Source organism: Pseudoalteromonas sp. SR43-2, from assembly GCF_014163885.1.
Lineage (GTDB): Bacteria > Pseudomonadota > Gammaproteobacteria > Enterobacterales > Alteromonadaceae > Pseudoalteromonas > Pseudoalteromonas distincta.
In genome coordinates this window covers 46,576-61,646 of record NZ_JACJED010000003.1, presented here as the reverse complement: position 1 = coordinate 61,646, position 15,071 = coordinate 46,576, and the positions used below count along the sequence as shown (strand labels likewise).

Genomic DNA, 15,071 nt, shown 5'->3' with positions numbered 1-15,071 from the left:
AAATTGCTCACTAATTCAATACAGCGGGTATTATTTGCGTAGTACGCACATCACTGTGACCTAGCTGTGTTTGTACTGTGCGGATGTCAGCGCCATTTTGCAGCAAGTGCGTAGCGAATGAGTGTCTCAATGTATGAGGTGTTATTATTTTTGTTAACCCTGATTTTTGGACGGCTTTTTTAATCTCTTTTCTAATACAAGAGTGATGAAAATGATGTCGCCTTATTTCACCACTTTGAGGATCTGAACTTAATATATCAGAAGGAAATAAATATTGCCACGCAAGCGATTTTGCGGCACTTGGATATTTTTTTGTTAAAGCATATGGCATCCATACGCCAGAATATTCCGTATTATTTAAATCCAGTTTTAAATAGTCATCAACGTTCAAAATTTGATTTCTCAGCATAGGAATTAGCTCTGTGGCCAGCGTAACAATGCGGTGTTTATTACCTTTTCCATTCCATACTTGAATGCATTTATAATCAAAATCAATATCTTTTACTCTTAATTGCACCGCTTCCATTACTCTTAAGCCACTTCCATACATAAGGGCTGCAATTAAATAATAGCGCTTATTTAAATGAGCCATCAACATTTTAACTTCCTCTGGGGTCATCACCACAGGGAGCTTTGCTGGTTTTTTACTACGGGCAAAATTTAAATTTAATGAGAGTTCTTTTTTTATTATGTGCTTGTATAAAAATGACAATGAATTGAGTGCGGTGGCTTGCGTACGTGGTGCAACGTTTTGCTTTAACACTAAATGTTCTAAGTAGCGTTCGACTTCATTGTCCCCCATTGAGGCGGGATGGCGTTTATTATGAAAATGGATATAAGATGCAATCCATCTTAGGTAGGTATCTACGTTGCGTAATGAATACTGACGTACCAACATATAATCGGCTATATAATTTAAAAATGGGGAACGTGTTTTCATACTATTACCAATAATGGCGCTGTTTTTATATACAGTATAGTTGTGATGCACACATATTCAAGAAAATGAGCGGCGAGCGCATTTTCTCTTTTATTGAGAGTTTGAATGCTAATAAAAATTATATATAGCAATGTGTTAAGTTATTTGGTAAAAATGATTTATAAAATACATGAGCGTATCGTTGGCAGAAATATGCGCGATGAGCGCACTATTAAAATGTTAAATACCTAAGGACAGATTCGGTGAAATTAAAGTATTCGTTGAAATTGCAACTTTTAATACTAAGCCCAATCTACCCGATATCATTCAACTTAATTATGATGTCAATATTTTACTCTGGCATACAACTAGACCGCATTACTAATCTAACGTTAGCTGTAATTGGTGGCTCATTGGTTATTGTTTTGGTTGGTCTTTTGCTACCAAGAAACAAGTTACTTTTGTGGAGTACACTTTGTGTTTTGTCACATTTAACATATTGGTATCTTTTATCTCCATTTGTTAAAGGCACTGGAAATTACCTTGGGGACTTTGGGGCATGGTATGGTTTAATTTTGTCCGTTCTTGTACCTATTGTTTTGAGCTGGTGCGCACAACGGTATTTAACAAGGCGCTCAAGCAAGGACGCGCAAACAACGCGCGCCGCTTAGCTTGTCGTTATATGCTTTTTCGAGTCAGGAGTAAGAAGCTTGAGTATTGAGTCAGTCCAAAAAGAATGTTGTGAGCATTATCAAGCAATTTATGCTCCTGTTGAGGCTACTCAGCTTGTTACTATTTCTAAAGGCATTTATGAGGGCTCAACACCAGTTGAAGGGGTTCGTTACCCATCACCAAATCATATGAGTGGTTGGTGGTTAACTACAGATGAGTACGACGGAAATATCAGCTCATTAGTTACGGTGCACTTTGAGCACATCATCGAAAAACGCCCTGAATTAGCAATATATATGGCTCTTCCATTCGGGTATCGTTTTAACTTAGGCGGTGAGTCAGAGCACGTTTGGTTTGACCAAGCAGTGGCAAATGAAAGCATATAACAAAGTGCTTAAAAGGCGGACACAAAAAGCTTGGCTGTGCTCGTTCCTCGCAAATTTTAGCCAAGCATTTTGTGCCGTTTAGCACGGCGTTAGCTGTATAGGGAAGTTTGGCATATGAAATCAACTTTATTTATTTTGCTTTGTCTGTCTTCTATTCTTGAAGTTCAAGCCAATAAGTTAATTTTGGTTACTAAAGTACTGTCAGAAGAAGTAGTAAAACGTAACTTTGATGGTAACGAAGACCCGAGATTAAAACCATTCAAACTCGAGAAGTCCAATGCTTGCGGAATACAGTTTGTTAAACTTTATATTGAAAGCGTTTTAGAAGGTAGTTTTGATGAGCATGTTATAGATGCTCATGTAATTATAGGTGAGTGGTGTGGGCAACCATTTAAACCCTTTCAAGAGTATGTGGTAAAACTATTTGATAAAGAAGACCCTATTGTTTCCATCCATCGTACGCAGTTAGATGGTTGGGAAGTATTTAACCTATATAGTATTGATAAGCTTTCAAATAATGAACGAGCTTTAACTAAAGATTGGCATATCAAGCATTTTGATCATTTAACACCTTCAGTCATCAGTGAATTTGATGGTAAACCAGTGGTTAAAATCAATGAGCTAAAGGCGTGGTATACAGCTAACAAGTAATTAAACAGGGACAAAAAACAGTTGGCTGTTTTCACTTCGTTCAACATTTTAGCCAACAATTTTTTGCCCGTTAATTGGGCGTTAGAAGTGCCAGAAGGATCTGCAAATGTCTTATTACAACTCCACTATTTTAAAGACCGCTGCAAAAGTCTCTTTTTTACATATTTCTTGGCTTGTTGCCCTAATTGGAATTCCGATTGTATTTTTTAGGGATGGCTTAGACTTAGTAGAAAAGTCATTATTGTTTAGTGGATTATTATTCTTTTTCTGGTTTGTATATTTACTTTTTTGCATTACATTTCATAGGCTAAGTATGCGAAATGAACATAACAGATTTGGCTACCTTGCAAAGGATGACCTCGAAAAAGGCAAAGAAGTTGGTACACATTTGGAGGGTTGGTAGCATGGCACTTCTAACAAAACGCTCAAGCTCGCTCCCTCCGGTCGCAGGGACGCCTATACGCGGGGCGGCTTCGCCATTATGCCCCACGCATCTGCGCCCCTTAGCTTAAAGTTAGGTAACCAATGATATTCCGAGACGTACAACTAATTAACGCTGGAAAACATAGCGAAGAGAAATTAGCTCAAAATCGGTATTTGATGGCTTATTGGGAAAACTTGCGAGATATATTTTGCACCCTTTTACCCAACAAGTTCGATTTTTACGGGATATCTAAGTTAAATATTTATCTTGGTCCCTTCGAAGGTGAAAACTTTACTGAAGCATCTACAGATGGAATAGCAATTTATCGTCGATGCGATTTTGATTTTAGCGAATTCAAAAAACTTCCCGAACAGGATAAAAATGAACGATCTCTATTTTATGTAAGAGATTCCTTGCTCGTGCTTTGCAAAAGATTTGAACTGTCCGATCAGGTATCTGAAGTTATAAGAACAGTCTCTGAACAAGTTTTAGAGAGTAATTTTGAGCTAAAACGCGAATATAAAAAAACGACAAAGTGGAATAAAGCAAGGAGCTTGAGAGCAATAACCGAGTTGAATCATAAAGTTGGCGGTATAGATGTTAATTTCACTTTAGTGAATAAACAAGGTGTTACTTTGGCTAGGCATTGCTTATTTAGCAATGCAATTTGGAATACAGTTTGGTTTGAGTTATTTGTAGGTACATGGGAAGAATCTAATTTCATTATCGAAAATAGAGTAGGTAAAAGGGTTTTTATTTTTAATAGCCATGGCGAAATGGTTACCTAACAAGGCGCTGTTGTCGCCACTTTCGTGGCTGGGATGGCTTACGCTGCGCTCCAGCCGCCCCAAAGCTTAGCGTTATGCAGAACCAATATTACGGAGAAATAATCAATGATTGGCGTAAATGAACTTACTTCTTTTTTCGGTTGGTGTACTGTAATAAATCTTGGTGTTTATTTGTTTTCAGCGTTTTTTATTATCGTATTTAAAAGTTTTACGATTAATATCCACAGTAAAATTATAGGCGTTGAGGCTTCTGATTTACCAAATATGTATTTTAAGTTTTTGGGAAATTATAAAATAGGCATATTACTTTTAAACTTATCACCATATATTGCATTAAAATTAATAGTTTAGTGTAAAGTTCAGCATAACAAGTGACTATGGTGTCAATTCCTAATTTCAAACCATTTTAGGATCCCACATGACACCATCCCTCACCATAGAATTTATGATTACTATAAGCTTTCTTATACAGGCAATAATAGCCACTTTTTTAGGTTTCCCTGCCGCGACTAGCCGATGATAAATAGCTTTAAATTTAGGGTTGCATTGAATAGCTGACATCATTGCCATATACATTGCGGTTCTAATTTTTGGCCGTCCACCTCGTATCATCCGTTTACCCTGATAAGCACCACTTTCTCGATTAAATGGTGCAACACCAACCAGTGATGCAGCCTCTTTATTGTTTACACACCCAAGCTCAGGCATGTCACTAAGTAAGTTAAACGCGACAACATTACCAACGCCAGGCACACTTTGAATAATGTCATTCTTGACCTTATATTCGTCACATTCTTTGATGAGTTTTTGTAGTTTCAAATCTACTTTGTCAATCTGATTTTTTAATGCCGTTAGGATAGGTTTTATTAGTGATGATATTGTTTTTGTCATTATTTGTGAACGATTTTTCTCCATCGTTTGCATATCCATTAACTGCCTTCTTCTAGAAAGTAAATCACTCATCAAGCGCATCTGCTCTGGCTTTAAAGAAGAGAGTGGTGGCTTTATTGCTTCACCAAAATGAGCGATGAGTTGCGCATCAAGTTTATCTGTTTTTGCTTTTTGGCCAATAGCGCCTGCGAAACGTTTAATATTAACGGGATTAGCAACAACGAAAGGGATATTCGCTTGAGCACACGCCATAATAAAGGGGTGTTCGAGGCGCCCAGTTGCTTCAATAGTAACACGCGTTATTGGGTGCTTTTTTAGTGTTTTTATAGCGTGTTTAATGCCGCCGTCATTGTTTTCTACGGTGAAATATATATCTAACGGTCGGATGTAAATATCGAGTTGAGTTTTACCTGTATCGACACCGACGTTAATTTCATTTTGATTATTGAGTGTATTCATAATAAGCTGACTCTGCCTTGCGATTCGGGCTCGAGGCCCCGTTGACTATCCGAGTTTAATGCTTGGAGTTTATACAGCGTTCTTTCTTGTTATCGGTCTCTCAATAGAGGAGCGTTCAATCAATCGAACTACTGTATAAAAGGCTTTGGTTGCAGCCAAAGCTTGGGCCTCACATTACCCGAACTAGGTTAAAGTATTAATTAATTTATGGGTTTATTATCCATACAAGCCATTCAAGCAGGACTTTTTCCGCTTCGCTTCACATTGTAACTAACAATTAAAAGCCTCTTAAATGGGCGTTATATGCAAAAGGAGAATCGCGTATGAATATCAATGCAACACTATTAGGAGAGATAATATTTATCTCTGGGATCGTTATCGGCGTCCTTAGTTATTATTTGGCTAAACGTAAAACTAGTACACCTAAAATAGCTACATTTATAGGCGTGCTATTAGCATTTATTCCGCCACTCGGTTTAATTTATATTGCCATTCTAGTGTTAAAAAATGACATTAATCAAAACAATACTACTGAGGCTGTTGAGTAATTTGCATATAACAAACAAATTATGGCGCGACGCGCAAACAGCGCGCGCCGCATATTCGAATCGTTATACGTCGAACAGGCATCAAGGATGATTTTTAATAAATTCATGAGAGTATTCAAAGATACGAAAGGGATGCCAAAGTTATTCCGGTTTCAGCATATGCTCAACTCAATTACATATTCACTGATGGTGCTTTTTGCTTTCTGGCCTTGGCCAAACGGAGAGTATTCGTTGAATGGGCGCAGCCTTACTTATCAAGAATTTTGGTTAACAGGTATGGCGCCCGGCTTTCTGTTATTTAGCATACTAATCATTGCAATTTGCTTTGCTTCAGTGAATAAACACTGGGCTGGCCGTGTTGGTACTTTTTTATACTGGGCATCTATTATTGCCTTCATGTCTTTTTATTCTTTAACTGGGGTTGTAATAGGTGGGGCAATAATAGCTGTTTGGGCGCACTATGTGTTCTATAGCACTGGCATGAGGCAGTTTTTTGTTCAATCAAACGTATAACAAAAAAATTAAGTTCGCCCGCTGCGCGGGCTGGGATACAAACATGTGGGCTGCTCACTTCGTTCGGATTTTAGCCCACATGCCTGCGCCCCTTATTTAAAAGTTATGTAACCAAGGAAGAATCGTGAAATTCTGGAGAAACTCGTCCACAGAACATTATCCAATGTGGAAAGCATTCTTAATGTACATCTGGGTAATACCTGGAGTTCCGATAGGAACCTTTTTAGGTGTTTATTTCTTAGAGGCTCGTAATAGGAGCGATGATGAATTATTACTTAGCTTGCTTAACTATCGTTTAGATTTTACTTTGATTATTTTATTTGGTGTCGGTTTTATCCTTTGGGTTTGGTCTATTAGAGCTTTAAGTAAGCCTGTTTTTCAAATTCATCAAAATAGGTTGTACTTTTACGGTTATGGCTTTTTTAAAGATGACATTGCACTTGATTCACTTCAAGAAATACGCTCCTATAATCTTGGTCCGCTGGGTCACCTAATAGACTTTAAATCTAAAGTCGGTATTACCTTTAGATCTTTTGCTTTTCTATCAAACATTAATAAAAGTAAATTAGAAAAGTTTTTTGAGGAAAGTGGTATAAAGGTTACATAATAAACCATTCAAGCAGGACATTGCTCCTCACCCGTTTTAGTGGACACCTCCTCATCACTTTGAAGAGGCTAAAATGCCTAAATATACTCAACCTAGGAAGACATGGTTTTACCCAGTTAATTTCAAAATCAAAGTGTTGTGGCATAGTGATTTTGGCCACTATTTACATACAAACTTGTATAAAACCAAGTGGAGCTTTTTTATGCCTTAGTTTTATTAAAAACGTCCACTAATGTTAAACTACAAAAAACTTAATTACTTAATATAGCTATGGCATTTTACATTCCTTTATTACAACCTTACTTTAAGCACATTGAAATTGGCGATACGCTTACATCACTTTGGAGTGGATGTGGCAGTATTGTGCAGTGCCAGCTTGATGATGAGCCATGTGTTATTAAAGCGATTAAAATACCCAGTTATATACACCATCCTAAAATTAAACAAAGCGAATTTGCGCTTAAAAGAAAGCAGCACTCATATAGTGTTGAATACACTTTTTATAAGCTTTATAGCCAGCATTTACCAGTACATGCGCAAAGTATTGAATGTATAGGTGCAATTAATAAAGATGATGAATATGCGCTGGTGTTTAAGGATTTCACCAAACATGGGTTTGCTCAAGCAGGGGCACAACATGTTAAAGCTATATTAAAGTGGCTTGCACACTTTCACGCGTTTAACTTAAGTAAACCCGCTGAAGGGTTATGGCAGCAAGGCAACTACTGGCATTTAAGCACGCGCCCAGATGAGTTTAATAAACTAAAAGATAACCTTGATAAAAAGTCCGATATTAAAAATGCTGCACATAAAATAGATGAGCAACTACAAAGTTGTGCGTATAAAACGCTGATTCATGGCGATGCAAAACTTGCTAACTTTGCAGCAAATGAGCGCGATGAAATACTCGGTTATGATTTTCAGTATATAGGTGCAGGTTCTGGGATAATTGATGTAATGTATTTTATGACCAGTTGCTTAAGTGATGCACAATTACACGAGTGCGCTGATGAGTATCTTGCGTATTATTTTGATAGTTTAAAGGCTGCTATTACTACTTATCATCCTACAGCACCAGCAAGTAAAATAGCTGACGATTGGCTCGCTTTATGGCCTGCTGCATGGGCTGACTTTTATCGATTTTTAGCTGGCTGGAGCCCCGAGCACCAAAAAATAAATAGTTATATGCAACAGCAAGTAAACAGCTGGTTAGCGAGTAACATTTAATAAACACAACGGGTTGATTGCTTGCATAAATATCAAGCAAAACAATACATTTTGGCACGATGTATGAAAATCTCTTTAAAACTACAGGTCAAATGACCTTTTTTAATATAAAATACTGCAAATTCTTGTATCAGTAGGTTTATATCATGGCAATTCACGTTATTTCACACCCTCTTGTTCAACATAAACTAGGCCTAATGCGAGCGCATGGTATTAGTACTAAAAGCTTTCGTGAATTATGTTCTGAAGTTGGAACCTTATTAACTTACGAAGCAACTAAAAACCTACAGTTAGAAGATAACGAAATTACAGGCTGGGATGGCAATAAGTTAAAAGTAGAGCATATTAAAGGTAAAAAAATTACCGTAGTGCCTATTTTACGCGCAGGTCTTGGCATGATGGACGGTGTTATGCAGTTATTACCAGCCGCTAAAGTAAGTGTGGTTGGTCTTGAACGTAACGAAGAAACACTAGAACCAGTACCATATTTTGAAAAGCTCGTTGGTAATATTGATGAGCGCTTAAGCTTAGTTATTGACCCTATGCTTGCAACAGGTGGCTCAATGATTGCTACAATCGATATGCTTAAAAAAGCAGGCTGTAAAGAAATCAAAGTAATTGTATTAGTAGCTGCACCAGAAGGTGTGGAAAAAACACTTACAGCACATCCCGACGTAAAAATATTTACAGCCTCTGTAGATAGCCACTTAAACGAAAAGGGCTATATTATCCCTGGTTTAGGCGATGCGGGCGACAAAATATTCGGTACTGTTTAGGAGTCTTTAAGTGCAAAATAATGACACCTTTTCAATAAAAACTATTTTAACGGGCGCGCAAATGCTGTTTGTAGCATTTGGTGCGCTGGTATTAGTGCCACTTTTAACGGGCTTGGATCCTAATGTTGCGCTTTTTACCGCTGGCATTGGTACTTTGCTGTTTCAGGTAGTGACTAAAGGCCAAGTGCCTATATTTTTAGCTTCATCGTTTGCTTTTATTGCACCCATTATTGCCGCTGTGCAAATGTGGGGCGTGCCAGCCACTATGGGCGGCTTAATGGTAGCGGGCTTTGCTTATATGCTTTTAAGTTTATTAGTAAAATTTAAGGGCGTTGCAACGCTTCATAAAATTTTACCGCCTGTGGTTGTAGGCCCTGTAATTATGGTTATTGGTTTAGCGCTTGCACCTGTTGCTGTAAATATGGCGATGGGTAAAAGTGGCGACGGCAGTATTCAAATTATTGATTACAACAGCGCTATTTATATTTCGTTGTTCTCGTTAGTGGTTACGCTTATTTTTGCAGTGTGGGGAAAAGGCGTATTTAAGCTTATACCTATTCTGGCAGGGGTTGTTGCGGGTTATTGTTTATCGCTTGGTATGGGCGTTGTGCAATTTGACGCAGTAACTAACGCACAGTGGTTTGCTGTACCAAACTTCACATGGCCTGAGTTTAAATGGCAGGCTATTTTGTTTATGGTGCCTGTAGCAATAGCACCTGCAATTGAGCATATTGGCGATATGATGGCTATAAGCCAAGTAACCAATAAAGACTTTTTGAAAAAGCCTGGGCTTCACCGTACTTTGTTTGGTGATGGCCTTGCGACGTCTGCTGCATCATTATTTGGCGGCCCGCCTAACACAACTTACTCAGAGGTAACGGGAGCAGTTATGCTTACCAAAAACTTCAATCCTAAAGTAATGATGTGGACAGCCATTATCGCCATTATTTTAGCCTTTGTTGCTAAAATGGGATCTGGCTTACAGACTATACCTGTACCTGTAATGGGCGGCATTATGATTCTACTTTTTGGCTCTATTGCTGTAGTGGGTTTAAATACATTAGTTAAGTCGGGCGATGATTTAACAGCACCACGTAACTTAAGTATTGTTGCACTTATTTTGGTGTGCGGTATTGGCGGTATGCATATAGGTGGTAGCCAATTTAGTTTAGAGGGCGTAAGTTTATGCGCTATTTTAGGCATTGTGCTCAACCTTGTATTACCTAAGGCGCAGCCTCAAGAGAGTTAATAGTGCACGTAAGTTAAAAATATTGCACCAAAATAGCGCATTTTCAATGCGCTATTTTTTTAACCTACTAATAAATATATAAAAATAATAATGGTCTATTACCTGCATTTAATTTCCAGAACGCATTGTATGCAAAGGAGTTACTATGTCAGAGGCCAATATTGTGGATATAACCCCGTTTTTAGCAAAACACCAACTGCCTTTAAAGTATCAATATTTGAGTGAGCAATATTTTGTTCCACTTGCGCATGACATCCTCGAATCTAAAAAAACAAATACTCCTATTTTTGTTGCCATAAATGGATGCCAGGGCTCAGGAAAAACAACACTCGCAGATTTTTTAGTTACGTGGTTTTCTAAAAACACACCACTTAACAGTATAGCATTGTCAATTGATGACTTTTATTTAGCAAAACAAGCACGTACTGAGCTTGCGAAAGACGTACATCCTCTTTTTACTACTCGCGGAGTACCGGGTACTCACGACGTAGCGTTAATGAATAGCACAATAACTAACTTACTGGCAGGAGAGGTAAACGTACCGCTTCCACGTTTTAATAAACACGAAGACGACTGCGTGCCAACAAGTGATTGGCTAACAAACGAAAAGCCAGTTGATATTGTTATTTTAGAAGGGTGGTGCGTGGGCAGTGAGCCACAACCGCTGTTTTCATTGAGTGAGCCGCTTAACGAGTTAGAGCAACAGTTTGATAAAGAAGGCGTTTGGCGCCGCTGTGTAAATAGCTGTTTGGCAAATGAATATAAAGCCGTTTTTAACCTAATTGATTATACAGTTATGCTAAAAGCACCGAGTTTTAGTGATGTTTTTACATGGCGACAAGAGCAAGAACAAAAGCTAATAGCCAAAAAAGGTGAAGGCTCAGGCACCATGACTAACGAGCAATTGGTATATTTTATTTCTCATTTTGAGCGCATTACGCGTGAGAACTTAAATACACTGAGCGCTAAAGCAAATGCTTTAATTGAACTTGATAGCAACCGAGATATTAGCGGTATGCACCTAACGAGTGATGACACCCTTCAACCTATTATTTTTACAGATTTGGACGGTACATTACTCGATCACGCCGATTACAATACCAATAATATCAGTGAGTTATTACAGCAGCTGCAAAATGCGCATATTCCTGTGGTGTTTAATACCAGTAAAACTTTTTGCGAAGTTATAGAGCTTAAAAACGATTTAAACATTCAGCAGCCTTTTATTGTTGAAAACGGTGCAGCGGTATTTATTCCAGAAGATTATTTTGAACTTAAGCCTATTGGTTGCAAAAAAATAGGCGCTTATTGGTGCTACGCAATGGCAAAGCCGCTATCGAGTTTATTAAAGGACTTAAATACTTTAAAGGCAGATTATAAAGCACATTACAAATTGTTTAGTGACTTATCGAGTGAGCAAATATCAGAACTTACAGGTCTCGATGATGCGCAAGCAAGACGCGCACAAACCCGCGATTATTCAGACCCTCTTTATTGGTATGGCAATGACGAATTACTCACAGCTTTTGTAAACGATGTTGAAGCACTCGGCTACGATATAAAAATTGGTGGGCGCTTCATTCATATTGCCAAAAATACCGATAAAAGCGCTGCACAGCAGTGGTTAGTTAAACAGTTTACCCATCATTTCAGAAAGCCTCTCACGGTTATAGCACTGGGTGATAGCGATAACGATAAGCAAATGTTAGAACACGCAAATATCGCCATTATTATTGCCAATCCGGCGAGTAAAAAGCCGGTTAAATTGTCGCACAATAAAGCACGATACTCTCAATCACCAGCACCGCTGGGCTGGATTGAAGAAATAACATCGTTGCCGTGCATTAGCAGTATTTTAAGTATTTCTGAGGAGCAAACATCTCATGGCTGATTTTTACCAAAATGGCATTATTACAACATTACATAATATTGCCGACAGACCAATAGAAGATCTAGAAAAAGAGCTACTTACTTTTAGCAAGCAGCGCCCAATGGGATTAATACTTCCTTCGCTATTTAGTGAACTTGAAGGCCCTGCGCTGCAAAATATAGTTAGCGAGTTGCGTGAAGTACCGTATTTATCACAAATTACGATAGGCTTAGATAGAGCCGACGAAGCACAATACCGTCATGCACTAGGCTTTTTTAAAGAGCTAAACCAAAATCATAAAGTATTATGGAACGACGGCCCACGCTTACAAGCACTAGACAAAGAATTACAAGAGCTAGGTGTTGCCCCACGCGAGCTGGGTAAAGGGCGTAATGTGTGGTACTGCATGGGCTATAAATTAGCAACAGCAGAAGTAGAGTCTATCGCACTGCATGATTGTGATATTTTAACCTACGACAGAAGCCTACTTGCTCGCTTAATTTACCCCGTTGCGCATCCGCGTTTTAACTATGAATTTTGTAAAGGGTTTTACCCGCGTACTGCTAATGGCAAAATTAATGGCCGTGTATCGCGCTTATTAGTAACGCCATTGCTTCGCTCATTTAAAACAATTTTAGGCAATACCGACTACCTTGAATATATGGACTCTTTTAGATACCCACTTGCAGGTGAGTTTTCGTTTAGACGCGATGTATTAAACGATATTCGTATCCCAAGTGATTGGGGCCTTGAAATAGGCGTACTGAGTGAAATGTATCGTAACTATTCGCATAACCGCTTGTGCCAAGTAGATATTGCCGATAATTACGATCATAAACACCAAGAACTTTCACTTGATGATCAAAGTGCAGGCTTGTCTAAAATGTCGATTGATATTACTAAGGCATTGTTTAGAAAGCTGGCGACTCAAGGTGTTACTTTTACCAGCGAAACAATTCGTTCATTAAAAGCGACTTATTACCGTATCGGTCTAGATTTTATAGAAACGTATCATAACGATGCGTTAATGAACGGGTTAACGCTTGATGTACACCAAGAAGAAAAAGCAGTAGAAATGTTTGCACAAAATATTATGGAAGCAGGGCAACACTTTTTAGAAAACCCAATGGAAGCGCCATTTGTGCCAAGTTGGAACCGTGTTGTATCAGCAATGCCAGACGTACTTGAGCGCTTAAAAGAAGCCGTAGAGCTAGATAACGAAGAATATAGTTAACCTGCGTGCAGGTTAACTAGCCTATAAGTCTAAACAATAAATATTAGGGGCGCATGTGAGCACAGTTAGCGAATTATTTTTACAACGAGTAGAGCAACATCTTCATATTATTTATGAGGGTGTTGAGCTGCCTTTATCGGTTACTGAGCTTGCTCAGCAACTTATTAAAATTATATTAGGTAGCAATGCACTGCGCGACCCGACACCCCATACAAACCGGTGGGATGAACAAGATATAGTATTGATTGCTTATGGCGACTCTATTATTAAACACGATGATAGCGAATTTGCCGTATCGAGCCCAATGGAGGCACCGCTTAAAACACTACACAGGTTTATAAAAGAGCAATGTGATATGCAGTTAAATGCGCTGCATATATTGCCATTTTACCCGTACAGCTCAGACGAAGGCTTTGCCGTAATGAACTACGTGCAAGTGAACGAGTCCTTGGGTGATTGGGGAGATATTCAAAACATCGCTAAAGACGTAAAGCTAATGGCGGATTTAGTTATTAACCATTGCTCAAGCAGAAGTGTATGGTTTGAGAACTTTTTAAATGATTTACACCCGGGTAAAGATTATTTCAAAACGGCGAGCTTAACGGATGATTTAAGCCAAGTTGTTCGCCCGCGAACCTCATCGTTATTAAATACTGTAACTACGCCAAGCGGCGAAAAACACGTGTGGTGTACCTTTAGTCACGATCAGGTTGATTTTGATTTTGCAAACCCCGAGGTACTTAAAGAGTTTGTGGGAATAATTAGGCATTATTTAGACAATGGCGTGCGTTTATTTAGACTCGATGCGGTTGCATTTTTGTGGAAACAGCTTAATACAAGTTGCATTAACTTGCCGCAAACACATGAAGCAGTAAGGCTAATGCGAACACTTATTGAGCACGCAGAGCCGAGCGTAGTTATAATTACCGAAACCAATATTCCAAACCAAGAAAACCTGTCTTATTTTGGTAATGCCAACGAAGCGCACAGTATTTATAACTTTGCACTGCCGCCTTTATTGCTTCATACATTACTTAGTGGCGATAGCACTGCAATTAAGCATTGGATGATGAGCATGCCACCTGCGCAAAATGGTACGGCATACTTTAATTTTATAGCCTCGCACGACGGAATAGGGCTCAGGCCAATTGAAGGTTTATTGCAACCCAGTGAAGTGGCATCTCTAGTAAGTACCACAATGCAATTTGGTGGACGTGTATCTATGCGTACAAGTAACGATGGCACACATACACCGTACGAGCTAAATATTGCTTTATTTGATGCTCTCCAAGGGACGCACAATGGCCCAGATAAGTTTGGCCTGGAGCGGTTTATGTGTGCTCACGCAATTATGTTTGCGCTAGAAGGTATCCCAGGGCTTTATATTCATAGTTTGTTGGGTACAACTAACGATTACGAACGCTTTGAAAATTCACAGCATAACCGTGCTATTAATCGCCATCGGTGGCAAGAGTCAAAGCTACTGGCGGCAATTGGTGAAAAGTACAGTCATCATCATAAAGTGTTTAACGGCATAAAAAGTTTATTGGCAGTACGCAAAAAGCAAAGTGCCTTCCACCCAAATGCTACACAGTTTACGCTGCATTTAGCAGGGGGATTATTTGGTTTTTGGCGACAAAGTATAGACAGACGCCAAAGCATATTTTGTGTTTATAACATTAGCGATAAACCACAAACACTCACATTGGCCGACTTAAACTTAATTAACACCCAAAAGTGGTTTGATTTGGTGGCAGATAAAACGATTGAAGAAAGCCAATTAACAATAGAGCTAGAACCATACCAAAGCGTGTGGCTGAGTAATATTAAATAAGACCTATTAAAAAGGCTCGCACT

The 15,071-nt window shown here is 38.7% G+C and carries 16 protein-coding genes; 14 read left to right on the top strand and 2 right to left on the bottom strand.

Going from position 1 to position 15,071, the window contains the following annotated elements; all coding sequences use genetic code 11:
* Window positions 1-10: 10 nt before the first annotated feature.
* Complete coding sequence (locus tag H5120_RS03305; protein ID WP_182673585.1) at window positions 11-940, bottom strand: integron integrase; 930 nt, start codon at window positions 938-940, stop codon at window positions 11-13.
* 689 nt (window positions 941-1,629) lie between these two features.
* On the opposite strand from H5120_RS03305, the gene H5120_RS03300 reads away from it, so the two are divergent.
* From H5120_RS03300 to H5120_RS03280, 5 genes are all read left to right on the top strand, one after another.
* Window positions 1,630-1,977: a hypothetical protein gene (locus H5120_RS03300; protein WP_182673584.1), complete on the top strand. Its 348-nt coding sequence runs from the start codon at window positions 1,630-1,632 to the stop codon at window positions 1,975-1,977.
* A gap of 114 nt (window positions 1,978-2,091) precedes the next feature.
* Window positions 2,092-2,628 (top strand): hypothetical protein, encoded by a 537-nt coding sequence (locus H5120_RS03295; protein ID WP_182673583.1) that lies wholly within the window; start codon window positions 2,092-2,094, stop codon window positions 2,626-2,628.
* 106 nt (window positions 2,629-2,734) lie between these two features.
* Entirely contained in the window at window positions 2,735-3,031 is a 297-nt protein-coding gene (locus tag H5120_RS03290; RefSeq protein WP_182673582.1) for a hypothetical protein, read from the top strand.
* Window positions 3,032-3,153: 122 nt separating this feature from the next.
* Window positions 3,154-3,840 (top strand): hypothetical protein, encoded by a 687-nt coding sequence (locus H5120_RS03285; RefSeq protein ID WP_182673581.1) that lies wholly within the window; start codon window positions 3,154-3,156, stop codon window positions 3,838-3,840.
* A 105-nt stretch (window positions 3,841-3,945) separates the two neighbouring features.
* Window positions 3,946-4,191, top strand: a complete 246-nt coding sequence (locus H5120_RS03280) for a DUF6868 family protein (protein WP_182671167.1) — start codon at window positions 3,946-3,948, stop codon at window positions 4,189-4,191.
* A gap of 45 nt (window positions 4,192-4,236) precedes the next feature.
* On the opposite strand, the gene H5120_RS03275 is transcribed toward H5120_RS03280, so the two are convergent.
* Window positions 4,237-5,190: an IS110 family transposase gene (locus H5120_RS03275; protein WP_182673580.1), complete on the bottom strand. Its 954-nt coding sequence runs from the start codon at window positions 5,188-5,190 to the stop codon at window positions 4,237-4,239.
* Between the two features lie 323 nt (window positions 5,191-5,513).
* Here H5120_RS03275 and H5120_RS03270 point away from each other — a divergent pair, with 323 nt between their 5' ends.
* The 9 genes from H5120_RS03270 (at window position 5,514) to H5120_RS03230 (ending at window position 15,048) form a co-directional block, all read left to right on the top strand.
* Entirely contained in the window at window positions 5,514-5,738 is a 225-nt protein-coding gene (locus H5120_RS03270; protein WP_024591715.1) for a hypothetical protein, read from the top strand.
* Between the two features lie 87 nt (window positions 5,739-5,825).
* A complete protein-coding gene (locus H5120_RS03265; protein WP_182673579.1) occupies window positions 5,826-6,251 on the top strand; it encodes a hypothetical protein in 426 nt (141 codons plus the stop codon).
* A 181-nt stretch (window positions 6,252-6,432) separates the two neighbouring features.
* Window positions 6,433-6,858 carry a hypothetical protein gene (locus H5120_RS03260; RefSeq protein ID WP_032827236.1) on the top strand — a complete coding sequence of 142 codons (426 nt, stop codon included), beginning with the start codon at window positions 6,433-6,435 and terminating at the stop codon, window positions 6,856-6,858.
* 270 nt (window positions 6,859-7,128) lie between these two features.
* The gene (locus H5120_RS03255) at window positions 7,129-8,085 is read left to right on the top strand and encodes an oxidoreductase family protein (RefSeq protein ID WP_182673578.1); all 957 of its coding nucleotides are present in this window, start codon (window positions 7,129-7,131) and stop codon (window positions 8,083-8,085) included.
* A gap of 146 nt (window positions 8,086-8,231) precedes the next feature.
* The gene (gene upp, locus H5120_RS03250) at window positions 8,232-8,861 is read left to right on the top strand and encodes a uracil phosphoribosyltransferase (protein ID WP_182673577.1); all 630 of its coding nucleotides are present in this window, start codon (window positions 8,232-8,234) and stop codon (window positions 8,859-8,861) included.
* A 10-nt stretch (window positions 8,862-8,871) separates the two neighbouring features.
* Window positions 8,872-10,110 carry a uracil-xanthine permease family protein gene (locus H5120_RS03245; protein WP_149593033.1) on the top strand — a complete coding sequence of 413 codons (1,239 nt, stop codon included), beginning with the start codon at window positions 8,872-8,874 and terminating at the stop codon, window positions 10,108-10,110.
* Between the two features lie 145 nt (window positions 10,111-10,255).
* Window positions 10,256-12,001 (top strand): HAD-IIB family hydrolase, encoded by a 1,746-nt coding sequence (locus H5120_RS03240; RefSeq protein WP_182673576.1) that lies wholly within the window; start codon window positions 10,256-10,258, stop codon window positions 11,999-12,001.
* The gene (locus H5120_RS03235) at window positions 11,994-13,214 is read left to right on the top strand and encodes a glycosyl transferase (protein WP_002958673.1); all 1,221 of its coding nucleotides are present in this window, start codon (window positions 11,994-11,996) and stop codon (window positions 13,212-13,214) included. The genes H5120_RS03240 and H5120_RS03235 overlap by 8 nt, the downstream gene beginning before the upstream one ends.
* A 55-nt stretch (window positions 13,215-13,269) precedes the next feature.
* A complete protein-coding gene (locus H5120_RS03230; protein WP_002958672.1) occupies window positions 13,270-15,048 on the top strand; it encodes a sugar phosphorylase in 1,779 nt (592 codons plus the stop codon).
* Window positions 15,049-15,071 lie beyond the last annotated feature (23 nt).

Bases quoted from the DNA above. Each gene is read 5' to 3' on its own strand.
- H5120_RS03290 (WP_182673582.1), top strand. From the start codon at position 2,735: ATGTCTTATTACAACTCCACTATTTTAAAGACCGCTGCAAAAGTCTCT.
- H5120_RS03255 (WP_182673578.1), top strand. From the start codon at position 7,129: ATGGCATTTTACATTCCTTTATTACAACCTTACTTTAAGCACATTGAA.
- H5120_RS03260 (WP_032827236.1), top strand. From the start codon at position 6,433: ATGTACATCTGGGTAATACCTGGAGTTCCGATAGGAACCTTTTTAGGT.
- H5120_RS03235 (WP_002958673.1), top strand. From the start codon at position 11,994: ATGGCTGATTTTTACCAAAATGGCATTATTACAACATTACATAATATT.
- H5120_RS03305 (WP_182673585.1), bottom strand. From the start codon at position 940: ATGAAAACACGTTCCCCATTTTTAAATTATATAGCCGATTATATGTTG.
- upp (WP_182673577.1), top strand. From the start codon at position 8,232: ATGGCAATTCACGTTATTTCACACCCTCTTGTTCAACATAAACTAGGC.
- H5120_RS03240 (WP_182673576.1), top strand. From the start codon at position 10,256: ATGTCAGAGGCCAATATTGTGGATATAACCCCGTTTTTAGCAAAACAC.
- H5120_RS03265 (WP_182673579.1), top strand. From the start codon at position 5,826: ATGATTTTTAATAAATTCATGAGAGTATTCAAAGATACGAAAGGGATG.
- H5120_RS03295 (WP_182673583.1), top strand. From the start codon at position 2,092: ATGAAATCAACTTTATTTATTTTGCTTTGTCTGTCTTCTATTCTTGAA.
- H5120_RS03285 (WP_182673581.1), top strand. From the start codon at position 3,154: ATGATATTCCGAGACGTACAACTAATTAACGCTGGAAAACATAGCGAA.
- H5120_RS03275 (WP_182673580.1), bottom strand. From the start codon at position 5,190: ATGAATACACTCAATAATCAAAATGAAATTAACGTCGGTGTCGATACA.
- H5120_RS03270 (WP_024591715.1), top strand. From the start codon at position 5,514: ATGAATATCAATGCAACACTATTAGGAGAGATAATATTTATCTCTGGG.
- H5120_RS03280 (WP_182671167.1), top strand. From the start codon at position 3,946: ATGATTGGCGTAAATGAACTTACTTCTTTTTTCGGTTGGTGTACTGTA.